The organism is Mycolicibacterium madagascariense, assembly GCF_010729665.1.
In the GTDB taxonomy this organism is placed as follows: domain Bacteria; phylum Actinomycetota; class Actinomycetes; order Mycobacteriales; family Mycobacteriaceae; genus Mycobacterium; species Mycobacterium madagascariense.
Window position 1 is genome coordinate 2,845,533 of record NZ_AP022610.1, and the last position, 11,952, is coordinate 2,857,484.

At 70.2% G+C, this 11,952-nt stretch carries 13 protein-coding genes; 10 read left to right on the forward strand and 3 right to left on the reverse strand.

Annotated elements, in window-relative coordinates; genetic code table 11:
* Position 1 precedes the first annotated feature (1 nt).
* From G6N60_RS13375 to hisI, 3 genes are read left to right on the forward strand one after another with little or no spacing between them, the layout of a single operon-like run.
* Entirely contained in the window at positions 2-817 is an 816-nt protein-coding gene (locus G6N60_RS13375; RefSeq protein WP_163737796.1) for an inositol monophosphatase family protein, read from the forward strand.
* On the forward strand, positions 817-1,590 hold the full coding sequence (gene hisF / locus G6N60_RS13380) for an imidazole glycerol phosphate synthase subunit HisF (RefSeq protein ID WP_163737800.1): 774 nt from the start codon (positions 817-819) through the stop codon (positions 1,588-1,590). Before G6N60_RS13375 ends, hisF begins: the two co-directional genes overlap by 1 nt.
* On the forward strand, positions 1,587-1,934 hold the full coding sequence (gene hisI / locus G6N60_RS13385; protein WP_163737803.1) for a phosphoribosyl-AMP cyclohydrolase: 348 nt from the start codon (positions 1,587-1,589) through the stop codon (positions 1,932-1,934). Before hisF ends, hisI begins: the two co-directional genes overlap by 4 nt.
* Positions 1,935-2,047: 113 nt before the next feature.
* On the opposite strand, the gene G6N60_RS13390 is transcribed toward hisI, so the two are convergent.
* Genes G6N60_RS13390 through G6N60_RS13400 form a run of 3 tightly spaced genes read right to left on the reverse strand, consistent with a single transcriptional unit; the run spans position 2,048 to position 3,932 of the window.
* Positions 2,048-2,680 carry a flavin reductase family protein gene (locus tag G6N60_RS13390; protein WP_163737808.1) on the reverse strand — a complete coding sequence of 211 codons (633 nt, stop codon included), beginning with the start codon at positions 2,678-2,680 and terminating at the stop codon, positions 2,048-2,050.
* Between the two features lie 2 nt (positions 2,681-2,682).
* Complete coding sequence (locus tag G6N60_RS13395; protein ID WP_163737811.1) at positions 2,683-3,480, reverse strand: ABC transporter ATP-binding protein; 798 nt, start codon at positions 3,478-3,480, stop codon at positions 2,683-2,685.
* Positions 3,477-3,932 (reverse strand): peroxiredoxin, encoded by a 456-nt coding sequence (locus G6N60_RS13400; RefSeq protein ID WP_163737814.1) that lies wholly within the window; start codon positions 3,930-3,932, stop codon positions 3,477-3,479. The genes G6N60_RS13395 and G6N60_RS13400 overlap by 4 nt, the downstream gene beginning before the upstream one ends.
* A gap of 41 nt (positions 3,933-3,973) precedes the next feature.
* Here G6N60_RS13400 and G6N60_RS13405 point away from each other — a divergent pair, with 41 nt between their 5' ends.
* The 7 genes from G6N60_RS13405 to G6N60_RS13435 all read left to right on the forward strand — a co-directional run bounded on the left by G6N60_RS13405 (position 3,974) and on the right by G6N60_RS13435 (position 11,893).
* The gene (locus tag G6N60_RS13405; protein ID WP_163737817.1) at positions 3,974-5,491 is read left to right on the forward strand and encodes an anthranilate synthase component I; all 1,518 of its coding nucleotides are present in this window, start codon (positions 3,974-3,976) and stop codon (positions 5,489-5,491) included.
* Positions 5,488-6,093: a TIGR02234 family membrane protein gene (locus tag G6N60_RS13410; RefSeq protein ID WP_163737820.1), complete on the forward strand. Its 606-nt coding sequence runs from the start codon at positions 5,488-5,490 to the stop codon at positions 6,091-6,093. The genes G6N60_RS13405 and G6N60_RS13410 overlap by 4 nt, the downstream gene beginning before the upstream one ends.
* Positions 6,094-6,177: 84 nt before the next feature.
* The gene (gene trpC / locus G6N60_RS13415) at positions 6,178-6,996 is read left to right on the forward strand and encodes an indole-3-glycerol phosphate synthase TrpC (protein ID WP_163737823.1); all 819 of its coding nucleotides are present in this window, start codon (positions 6,178-6,180) and stop codon (positions 6,994-6,996) included.
* 4 nt (positions 6,997-7,000) lie between these two features.
* The gene (gene trpB, locus G6N60_RS13420) at positions 7,001-8,269 is read left to right on the forward strand and encodes a tryptophan synthase subunit beta (RefSeq protein WP_163737827.1); all 1,269 of its coding nucleotides are present in this window, start codon (positions 7,001-7,003) and stop codon (positions 8,267-8,269) included.
* On the forward strand, positions 8,266-9,060 hold the full coding sequence (gene trpA / locus G6N60_RS13425) for a tryptophan synthase subunit alpha (RefSeq protein WP_163737830.1): 795 nt from the start codon (positions 8,266-8,268) through the stop codon (positions 9,058-9,060). The genes trpB and trpA overlap by 4 nt, the downstream gene beginning before the upstream one ends.
* A complete protein-coding gene (gene lgt / locus G6N60_RS13430; protein ID WP_163737832.1) occupies positions 9,057-11,456 on the forward strand; it encodes a prolipoprotein diacylglyceryl transferase in 2,400 nt (799 codons plus the stop codon). The genes trpA and lgt overlap by 4 nt, the downstream gene beginning before the upstream one ends.
* A 32-nt stretch (positions 11,457-11,488) precedes the next feature.
* Positions 11,489-11,893 (forward strand): DUF2752 domain-containing protein, encoded by a 405-nt coding sequence (locus G6N60_RS13435; protein ID WP_163737835.1) that lies wholly within the window; start codon positions 11,489-11,491, stop codon positions 11,891-11,893.
* Positions 11,894-11,952: the final 59 nt, after the last annotated feature.

Sequence of the window (11,952 nt, forward strand, 5' to 3'; positions counted from 1 at the left end):
GATGGCGCTGGACGACGCGGATCTCGCGGGGCTCGTCGCCGCGGCCGCCGTGATCCTCGACGCCGCCGCCGAGCCGTTCGTCGCCGGCCATCGCGCCCAGTCGGCGGTGGCCAAGAAGGGCAACGACTTCGCGACCGAGGTCGACCTCGCCATCGAGCGGCAGGTGGTGCGGGCGCTTCAGGAGGAGACGGGCATCGGGGTGCACGGCGAGGAGTTCGGCGGCGCGCCCATCGACTCGCCGCTGGTGTGGATCCTCGACCCCATCGACGGCACGTTCAACTATGCGGCCGGGCTGCCGACCGCGGCCATGCTGCTGGGGCTGCTGCGCGACGGCGTCCCCGTCGCCGGGCTGACCTGGCTGCCGTTCACCGACGTGCGGTACACCGCGGTGCTCGGAGGCCCGGTGTACGCCAACGGAATTGCCCAACCGCCGCTGAAGGCCGCCGAGCTGCGTGACTCGATCATCGGCATGGGCACCTTCAACGTCGACTCGCGCGGCGAGTTCCCGGGCCGGTACCGGATGGCCACCCTCGAGCAGCTGAGCCGCCGGTGCTCCCGGGTCCGCATGCACGGCTCGACGGGCATCGACCTCGCCTACACCGGTGCCGGCGTGCTGGGCGGTGCGATCAGCTTCGGCCACCACGTGTGGGATCACGCCGCGGGCGTGGCGCTCGTCCGCGCGGCGGGCGGCGTCGTGACCGATCTGGCAGGCGCGGATTGGACGCCGACGTCGCGCTCCGCATTGGCCGGGGCGCCCAGCGTGCACGCCGAAATCCTCGACTTGGCACTCGATCTCGGCGTCCCGGGGGAGTTCTGATGGACGTCGCGGTACGGGTCATCCCCTGTCTCGACGTCGACGACGGTCGCGTCGTCAAGGGCGTCAACTTCGAGAACCTCAGGGACGCAGGCGATCCCGTCGAGTTGGCGGCCGTGTACGACGCCGAGGGCGCCGACGAGCTGACGTTCCTCGACGTGACCGCGTCGTCGGCGGGTCGCTCGACGATGCTCGACGTGGTCCGCAGGACGGCCGAGCAAGTATTCATCCCGCTGACGGTCGGTGGCGGCGTCCGCTCGGTTGCCGACGTCGACACCCTGCTGCGGGCCGGCGCCGACAAGGTCTCGGTGAACACCGCCGCGATTGCGCGGCCCGAGCTGCTCGCCGAGCTGTCCCGCCAGTTCGGGTCGCAGTGCATCGTGCTGTCGGTCGACGCCCGCACGGTGCCGGCCGGGTCTCAGCCCACGGGGTCGGGCTGGGAGGTCACCACGCACGGCGGTAGGCGCGGCACGGGCATCGACGCGGTCGAGTGGGCCCGCCGCGGCGCCGATCTCGGGGTCGGCGAGATCCTGCTGAACTCCATGGACGCCGACGGCACGAAGGCCGGCTTCGACCTGCCGATGCTGCACGCGGTGCGCGAGGCGGTGACGGTTCCGGTGATCGCCAGCGGAGGGGCCGGGGCCGTCGAGCACTTCGCGCCCGCGGTGCAGGCCGGGGCCGATGCGGTGTTGGCGGCCACCATCTTTCACTTCAAGGAACTGACCATCGGCCAGGTGAAGGCCGCGATGGCCAGGGAAGGAATCGTGGTGCGATGACACTCGACGACGCCATCGCCCGCCGACTCAAGCGCAACGCCGACGGTCTGGTCGCGGCGGTGGCGCAGGAGCGGGGGACTGGCCAGGTGCTCATGGTCGCGTGGATGGACGACGACGCGCTGGCGCAGACGCTCGCCACGCGCAAGGCCACCTACTTCTCGCGCTCGCGTGGGCAGCAGTGGGTCAAGGGCGAGACGTCGGGACACACTCAGTACGTGCATTCGGTGCGGCTGGACTGCGATGGCGACACCGTGCTGCTGGAGGTCGACCAGGTCGGAGCGGCCTGCCACACCGGCGAGCACACGTGCTTCGACGCCGACCAACTCCTGACGCCCGAGACCTGACCCGCGGGCCATTCCCGGGCGAGCCATCCCGCGCGCCACCCCCGCGAGCAGACGCCAATGTGCGCGACACGCCGCGGTAAAGAGCACCTTTGCGGCTGTTCGCGGGACCGAAGCTAGCCGCTGTCGTCGGGCCGTTCCATCGCGAACATGGCGTCGGGCACGATCTCGGCGTAGTCGGCGGGCCCTCCCGCGCGCAGAATCGGATGGGCGGCCGCCGTGTCGTACACCCCGTCGACCAACAGGTGCTCGTCGATGTGCACGGCGATCACCTCACCGAGCACCAGCCAGCTCTCGACGTCCTGGCCGTTCGCGTCGCGCAGCTGAATGAGCTGTGTCAGTTGGCATTCGAAGTTGACCGGGCTCTCGAGCACCCGCGGCGGCGTCACCGCGATCGAGGGCACCGGCGTCAGGCCGCCGCGGACGAACTCGTCACCGTCGGCGGGTAGGGACGCCGAGGTCTCGTTCATCTTCTCGGCGATGGCGCGGGTGGCCAGGTTCCAGACGAACTGACCGGTGGCCTCGGCGTTGGCGACGGAGTCCTTCCAGCCCACCGACGAGAACCCGATGATCGGCGGGTGATAGTTGAACGCGTTGAAGAAGCTGTAGGGCGCCAGGTTGCGCGCACCCGTGGCGCTGACCGTGGAGATCCATCCGATGGGGCGCGGTCCAACGATGGCGTTGAGCGGGTCGTGGGGGAGCCCGCTGCCGTCGGCGACGCGGTAGCTGTAGGCGTGGGGACCGGCCATCGTCAAACCTCCATCCGGGTCGCCTTGGCCCGCGCCGTCCAGCGGCCGTCGTCGTACCCCACATGCACGGGGTGCGAGAACGCCGCCGTCACGTTGTCCGTGGTGACGGTGGCGAGTGCGGTGCCACTGGCCACGGTGCGGCCCTCGGCGATCAGCAGTGCGTGCGTGGTGGTGCTCGGCAGTTCCTCGAGATGGTGGGTGACGAGGATGGACGCGACGTCGGGATGTGCCTCGCCGAGGGAGTCGATCGTCTCCAGGAGTTGTTCGCGCGCCGCCACGTCGAGCCCGGTCGACGGCTCGTCGAGGAGCAGGAGCCGCGGGCCCGCGATGAGTGCGCGCGCGATCAGCGTGCGGCCGCGCTCGCCCTGCGACAGGGTCGGCCACGTGCTGTCGGCGATGCGGCGCAGACCGACCGTGTCGATCATGGCGTCGGCCCGGGCGACGTCGTCGGCGGTCGGCGTCCAACGAAGCGGGAGGTCGTTGGTGCCGGTGATGCCGGTGAAGACGACCTCGCGCACGGTGCGCGGGTGCTGCAGCCGGTGACGCGGGTTGACGTGACCGATGGACCGCCGCAGGGTCGCCAGGTCGGTCCGTCCCATCTGTTCACCCAGTACCCGGACGCTGCCGGAGGTGGGAAACGTGACCGCGCCGCAGAAGCCGAGCAGTGTGCTCTTGCCCGCCCCGTTGGGTCCCAGCAGCGCCCAGTGCTCGCCTTCGTTCACGGTCAGCGAGATGCCGTCGATGATCTGCTTGCCGTCGCGCCGGAAGGTCACGTCGGCAAGCTGCAGAACGGGTTTCACCGGGATCGCAGTGTCGCGAGCGCCTTGTCGGCGTGGCTGTCCATGCTGATCTCGCTGGCGATGACGTCGAGCACGGTGCGGTCGGTGTCGATGACGAACGTGACGCGCTTGACGGGCATCAGCTTGCCGAGTAGCCCGCGCTTGACGCCGAACTGGGCCGCCACGGTGCCGTCGACGTCCGACAGCAGCGGGTAGTCGAACTGCTGCTGGTCGGCGAACGTGGCCTGCTTCTGCACGGCATCGGTGGAGATGCCGACGCGATGGGCCCCGACGGCGGCGAACTCCGAGGCGAGATCGCGAAAGTGGCAGGCCTCCTTGGTGCAGCCGGGGGTCATCGCTGCCGGATAGAAGAACAGCACGACCGGGCCGTCGGCAAGCAGGCTCGTCAGGCTGCGGACGGTGCCGGTCTGGTCCGGCAGTTCGAAATCGTCGACCCGGTCGCCCTTCTTCATGGGTGTCACGCTACGCGACGGGGGTCTGGGAGGATCGACCCGTGCACACCACCGCCAACACCACCTCCCGCGAGGACTTCCGGGCGCTGGCCGCCGAGCACCGCGTCGTCCCGGTGACCCGAAAGGTGCTCGCGGACAGCGAGACGCCGCTCTCGGCGTATCGAAAGCTCGCCGCCAACCGCCCGGGCACGTTCCTGCTCGAGTCGGCGGAGAACGGGCGGTCGTGGTCGCGATGGTCGTTCATTGGGGCGGGCGCCCCCTCGGCGTTGACGGTCCGCGGCGACGACGCCGTGTGGCTGGGCGTCACGCCGCAGGGCGCGCCCAGTGGCGGCGATCCGCTGGAGGCGGTGCGCGCCACGCTGAGCGTCCTGGAGACCGCGACGCTGCCCGGGTTGCCGCCGCTGTCGAGCGGCCTGGTGGGCTTCTTCGCCTACGACATGGTCCGCAGGCTGGAACGCCTGCCCGAGCTGGCCGTGGACGACCTGCAGCTGCCCGACATGCTGCTGCTGCTCGCCACCGACATCGCCGCGGTCGACCACCACGAGGGCACCATCACCCTCATCGCCAACGCGGTGAACTGGAACGGCACCGACGAGCACGTCGACGAGGCCTACGACGACGCCCTCGCCCGGCTCGAGGTGATGACCGCCGCGCTCGGTGAGCCGTTGCCCTCGGCGGTCGCGACGTTCAGCAGACCCGCCCCCGAGCACCGCGCTCAGCGCACCGTCGAGGAGTACACGGCCATCGTGGACAAGCTCGTCGGCGACATCGCGGCAGGGGAGGCCTTCCAGGTGGTGCCGTCGCAACGCTTCGAGATGGACACCTCAGCCGACCCGATCGACGTCTACCGCATGCTGCGGGTCACCAACCCCAGCCCCTACATGTATCTGCTCAACGTGCCGAATGAAATTGGGGGACTTGACTTCTCGATCGTCGGCTCGAGCCCCGAGGCGCTCGTCACCGTCAGCGACGGCAAGGCGACGACTCATCCGATCGCCGGCACCCGTTGGCGCGGGGCCGACGAGGAGGAGGACCTCCTGCTCGAAAAGGAGCTCCTGAGCGACGAGAAGGAACGCGCCGAGCACCTCATGCTGGTCGATCTCGGCCGCAACGATCTGGGCCGGGTGTGCATACCCGGCACCGTTCGCGTCGAGGACTACAGCCACATCGAGCGCTACAGCCACGTCATGCACCTGGTGTCGACGGTGACCGGCCACCTGGCCGAGGGCAAGACCGCACTCGACGCCGTGACGGCGTGCTTTCCCGCGGGCACCCTGTCCGGAGCTCCGAAGGTGCGGGCGATGCAGCTCATCGAAGAGGTCGAGAAGACCCGCCGCGGTCTCTACGGCGGCGTGCTGGGCTACCTGGACTTCGCGGGCAACGCCGACTTCGCGATCGCCATCCGCACCGCGCTCGTCCGCAACGGCACGGCCTACGTGCAGGCGGGCGGGGGCGTGGTCGCCGACTCCAACGGTCCCTACGAGTACACCGAGGCGTCGAACAAGGCCAAGGCCGTGCTCAACGCGATCGCGGCCGCAGCGACGCTGGCGCAGCCGTGACCCGTGTCGCGCAGGTACTGCTGGTGCTCTCGGCGCTGGCGCTGTGGGCGGCATCGCGCCTGCCGTGGGTCGACGTGACCTCCTCCGACGGTCTCGGACGGCCGAGGATGACGACGCTCAACGGTGCGACGTGGTCGACCCCGCTGGTGCCGCTGGCGCTCGTCGCGCTTGCCGCCGCCGTGGCGGCGCTGGCCGTGCGTGGCTGGGTGCTGCGACTCATCGCGTCGCTGGTGGCGGTCGCCACGTTCGGAATGGGCTACGTCGGCATCGGCTTCTGGATGACCCGCGACGTCGCGCCGCGGGCCGTGGAGTTGGCGCAAATCCCCGTGACCGCGTTGCTCAGGGCGCAGCGGCACTACGGCGGCGCCGTCCTCGTGCTGATCGGCGCCGTCGGCGCGCTGGCGGGTGCGGTGCTGCTGGTGCGCTCGGCGGCCTCGGCCGGCGCACGGGGGGCGACGACGCCGGGAAAGTATCTGGCACCGGCGGCCAAGCGGGAGGCCGCTCGGCAGGAGAAGGCCGGGGACGGAATGTCCGAGCGAATGATCTGGGATGCGCTCGACGAGGGACGCGACCCGACCGGTCCGGACAACGAGGGGCGGTGACGGCCGGTGCGGGATTGGCGACTACCCTTTCACCGGATAGAGCATCTGGGGTCTTCCGGGTGGCATGAAGGGAAGCGGCGGCTGATGAGTGCGGGGAATGTGCTCGACTCCATCATCGAGGGAGTCCGGGCCGACGTTGCCGCTCGCGAGGCCGTGGTCAGCTTGGGCGACGTCAAGCAGAAGGCCAAGGACGCTCGCCCCGCCCTCGACGTGCTGGCCGCTCTGCGCGCCGACGGCATCGGCGTCATCGCCGAGGTCAAGCGGGCCAGTCCCTCGCGCGGCGCGCTCGCCAACATCTCCGACCCGGCCAAGCTCGCCCGCGCCTACGAGGACGGCGGCGCCAGGGTGATCAGCGTCCTGACCGAGGAGCGCCGCTTCCACGGATCGCTCGATGATCTCGACGCCGTGCGCGCCGCGGTGAGGATCCCGGTGCTGCGCAAGGACTTCATCGTGGGCCCGTACCAGATCCACGAGGCCCGCGCCCACGGCGCCGACATGCTGCTGCTGATCGTCGCGGCCCTGGCGCAGCCCGCCCTGGCATCGATGATCGACCGCACCGAGTCGCTCGGCATGACGGCCCTCGTCGAGGTGCACACCGAGGAGGAAGCCGACCGTGCGTTGCAAGCCGGAGCCCGCGTGATCGGCGTCAACGCACGCGATCTGAAGACCCTCGAGGTCGATCGCGACTGCTTCGCGCGCATCGCGCCGGGACTGCCGTCCAGCGTCATCCGCATCGCCGAATCGGGAGTGCGCGGGACCGCGGACCTCCTCGCCTACGCCGGAGCGGGCGCCGACGCCGTCCTCGTCGGCGAGGGTCTGGTCACCAGTGGCGATCCGCGCACCGCCGTCGCCGATCTCGTCACCGCAGGAACGCATCCGTCCTGCCCGAAACCCTCGCGCTGAGATAGTGGGCGATCTCGCAGGTTCCGAGCTGCCGCGTTCCAGCGCAGCCGTCGCCGAACCATCGACGCACGACCCCGACGTCAAGGGTCATTTCGGTCCGTACGGCGGACGCCTCGTCCCCGAGGCGCTCATGGCCGTGATCGAGGAGGTCACCGCGGCGTATGAGAAGGCCAGGACCGACCAGACCTTCCTCGACGAACTCGACAGGCTGCAGCAGCATTACACCGGCCGGCCGTCCCCGCTCTACGAGGCTGCCCGTCTGAGCGAGCACGCCGGCGGTGCCCGGGTGTTCCTGAAGCGAGAAGACCTCAACCACACGGGTTCTCACAAGATCAACAACGCGCTCGGTCAGGGACTGCTGGCCAAGCAGATGGGCAAGACCCGCGTCATCGCCGAGACCGGCGCGGGCCAGCACGGGGTGGCCACCGCGACCGCGTGCGCGCTGCTGGGCCTGACGTGCGTGATCTACATGGGCTCGGTGGACGTCGCCAGGCAGGCCCTGAACGTCGCCCGCATGCGACTGCTGGGAGCCACGGTCATCTCGGTCGAGTCGGGCTCGAAGTCGTTGAAGGACGCCATCAACGAGACGTTCCGCGACTGGGTCGCCCACGCTGACGACACGTACTACAGCTTCGGCACCGCGGCGGGTCCGCATCCGTTCCCGACCATGGTCCGCGACTTCCAGCGCGTCATCGGCCTGGAGGCCCGGGCTCAGATCCTCGCGCAGGCGGGTCGGCTGCCCGACGCGGTGACGGCGTGCATCGGCGGCGGCTCGAATGCGATCGGCGTCTTCCACGCCTTCATCGACGATCCCGACGTCCGCCTCGTCGGTTACGAGGCGGCCGGCGACGGGGTCGAGACCGGTCGCCACGCGGCGACCTTCACCGGCGGCGCGCCGGGTGCGTTCCAGGGCTCGTTCTCCTATCTGCTTCAGGACGAGGACGGCCAGACCATCGAATCGCATTCCATCTCAGCGGGTCTGGACTATCCGGGGGTCGGGCCGGAACACGCATTCCTCAAGGACCGCGGCCGCGCCGAGTACCTCCCGATCACCGACGCCGAGGCCATGGACGCCTTCGCGCTGCTGTCCAGGACCGAGGGCATCATCCCGGCCATCGAGTCCGCCCATGCCATCGCGGGCACGCTCAAGCTCGGACGCGAACTCGGTCCCGGCTCGATCATCCTGGTGAACCTGTCGGGCCGCGGCGACAAGGACGTCGAGACCGCGGCCAAGTGGTTCGGCCTGTTCGACGACGAGGAGCCCCCTCGATGACCGCCAACGGCTTGGCTGACGTCTTCTCCTCCTGCCGCGCCGAGAATCGTGCGGCACTCATCGGGTACCTCCCGACGGGCTTCCCCGACGTCGAGGCGTCGATCTCGGCCATGACGGCGATGGTCGAAAGTGGTTGTGATGTCATCGAAGTCGGCGTCGCCTACTCCGACCCCGGGATGGACGGTCCGACCATCGCGGCCGCCACCGAGGTGGCGTTGCGCGGCGGCGTGCGGGTGCGCGACGCCCTGGCCGCCGTCGAGGCGATCAGCGGAGCCGGCGGCAACGCGGTCGTGATGACCTACTGGAATCCCGTGCTGCGGTGGGGGATCGACGCGTTCGCCCGCGATCTCGCCTCCGCAGGGGGCCTCGGGCTGATCACGCCCGACCTCATTCCCGACGAGGCCGAGGAGTGGATCGAGGTGTCCGACGCCCACGGCTTGGACCGGATCTTCCTCGTCGCCCCATCCTCGACGCACGAGCGACTGGCAGCGACGACACAGGCCTCGCGCGGATTCGTCTACGCCGCCTCGACGATGGGCGTCACCGGTGCGCGAGATGCGGTGTCGGACATGGCTCCGGAGCTGGTTCGTCGGGTCCGCGAGGTGTCGGACATCCCGGTCGGTGTCGGGCTCGGGGTACGGTCGCGTGAGCAAGCGGCACAGATCGGTTCCTACGCCGACGGCGTCATCGTCGGCTCAGCCCTGGTGACGGCGCTGAGCGACGGACTCCCCGCCGTGCGGGCCCTGACCGAGGAACTCGCCGAGGGCGTGCGACAGAGGATTTCAGCGTGACGACAACGGTTTTGGCCTACATTCCCAGTCCGTCCCAGGGGGTGTGGCACCTCGGCCCCGTGCCGATCCGCGCCTATGCGCTGTGCATCATCGTCGGCATCGTGGCGGCATTGGTCATCGGTGACCGCCGATGGGAGGCCCGCGGGGGCGAGCGCGGCGTGATCTACGACGTCGCCCTGTGGGCGGTGCCGTTCGGCCTGATCGGTGGCCGGCTCTACCACCTGATGACCGACTGGCAGAAGTACTTTGGTGCCGACGGCGCGGGATTCCTTGCGGCGCTGCGCATTTGGGACGGCGGCCTGGGCATCTGGGGCGCGGTCGCGCTCGGTGGCGTCGGGGCATGGATCGCCTGCCGCCGCCGCGGCATCCCGCTGCCCGCCTTCGGCGACGCGATCGCACCCGGCATCATCCTGGCCCAGGCCATCGGCCGCCTCGGCAACTACTTCAACCAGGAGCTGTACGGTCGCGCGACCGATCTGCCGTGGGGTCTGACGATCTATGACCGGTTGGATCCCACCGGCGTCGTCAGCCCGCACTCGCTCGACGGCGTGTCGACGGGTCAGGTGTACGCGGTCGTCCACCCCACCTTCCTGTACGAGCTGCTGTGGAACCTGCTCATCTTCGCGCTGCTGCTGTGGGCCGACCGGCGCTTCCAGCTCGGCCACGGTCGGTTGTTCGCGCTGTACGTCGCTGGCTACTGCGTCGGCAGGTTCTGGGTCGAGCTCATGCGCAGCGACACCGCGACGCTCATCGCCGGCATCCGGGTGAACTCCTTCACCTCGACGTTCGTGTTCATCGGCGCGGTGATCTACGTGATGGCCGCCACGAAGGGCCGGGAAGCGCCGGAAAGCCTGCGGGGCAAGCCCACCGACGAGTCGCTGGTCGACGAGATCGGTGAAGGCCTGGTGGCCGTCGCTGCCACGTCGGGCGTCGTCGCCGCCGCGAAGGTCGCCGGCGACGAGGACCGTGCCGCTAGCACCACGTCCACGGGCTCGGGCGGGTCGACGGAACCGGCTACCGATTCCGGCGATCACGACACGCATTCCGAGGCAGCTGCCGAGAACGAGGATCTGATCGATCAGGTGGAGAACGCGCCGTCGGAGGACATCGCGGAGGCCGAGGCATTCGCCGCCGCCGGCGATGCCGCCGACGAGGAGCACGCCGAGCCCGAGGAACGTGAAGCGGGCATGGGTGCCGTTGAGGGCGACGCGGCCGCCGAGGCCGAGGACCGCGCTCCCGACGCGCATGAAGCCGCGGTCGCGGGCGCCGCCGTGGCCGAGGGGCTGGCCGACCAGGTCGCCGATGAACCCGACGAGGCCGACACCGAGCCCGAGGACGAGACCGAGCCCGAGGAACGCGAGGCCGGCATGGGTGCCGTCGAGGGCGACGCGGCCGCTGAAGCAGAGGACCGCGCTCCCGACGCGCATGAAGCTGCGATCGAGGGCGCCGCCGAAGCGGAGGACCTGGCCGACAAGGTCGCGGCCGAACCCGACGAGGCCGAAACCAAGTCCGAGGACGAGACCGAGCCTGAGGAACGCGAAGCGGGCATGGGGACCGTCGAAGGCGACGCGGCCACTGAAGCCGAGGACCGTGCGCCCGACGCCCATGAAGCTGCGGTCGCAGGCGCCGCCGAAGCGGAAGAACTCAAGGACCAGGTCGACTCCGAACCCGACGAGCCCACGTCGGACGAGCCCGAGGAACGCGAAGCGGGCATGGGTGCCGTCGAGGGCGACGCTGCCGCTGAAGCCGAGGACCGCGCCCCCGACGCGCATGAAGCTGCGATCGAGGGCGCCGCCGAAGCAGAAGAGCTCAAGGACCAGGTCGCGGCCGAGCCCGACGAGGACGAAACCAAGTCCGAGGACGAGCCCGAGGAACGCGAAGCGGGGATGGGGGCCGTTGAAGGCGACGCGGCCGCCGAGGCTGAGGACCGGGCGCCCGACGCCCACGAAGCCGCGGTCGCAGGAGCCGCCGACGCGGAAGAGCTCAAGGACCAGGTCGCCGACGAACCCAACGAGGACGCCAGGGAACCCGACGAACCCAAGTCCGAGGCCGCTGCCGAGAACGTGGACCTCATCGACCAGGTCAAGAACGCGCCGTCGGAGTACATCGCCGAGGCTGAGGAATTCGCCGCCGCCGGCGACTCGGCCACCGACGAACCGAAGGCGACCGCGGACTCCGCCGCCGACGAGGCCGGCATGGGTTCCGTCGAAGGCGACGCCGCCACCGAGGCCGAGGACCGTGCGCCGGAGGCCCACGAGTCCGCCGTCGAGGGTGCTGCCGCAGCGGAGGACCTGGCCGACGAGGTGAACGCGCAACCGTCGACCACGACCCCAACCCCGTCGGCGAGCACGAGCACGTTCACGCCATCGCGTCGACGCTGGTGGCAACGCCGCTGACAGCGGGCGTTCCTGGCATGCTGGATCGCACGATGCAATCCGGTCACCCCACCACCTCCCGCTGGGCCACCCTCGGTACGGCGGGAGTCCTCGGCGGTGCCCTCGCCTACGTCGGGGTGCGTGACCCGCACGCCCCGGGATTCGGCTTTCCGCCGTGCCCGTTCCACCTCCTGACGGGATGGAACTGCCCGGGGTGCGGCGGTCTGCGGATGACCCATGACCTCCTCCACGGTGACTTCGCCGCCGCCATCACCGACAACGTGTTCCTTCTGGTCGGTCTGCCTCTGCTGGCCGCGTGGCTCGTCGTCAGGGCGGGCCGGCGCCGACCGCTGATGCCACGGGCCGCGATCGTGACCGTCGTGCTTGCGGCCGTCGCGTGGACCGTGGTCCGCAATCTCCCGGGGTTCCCGCTGGTCCCGACGCTTATCGGCGGGTAGGCCCACCGGTCCGCTGATACACTCGCCTCTCGGGCCGCCGCAGTCCCGGACGCGAAATT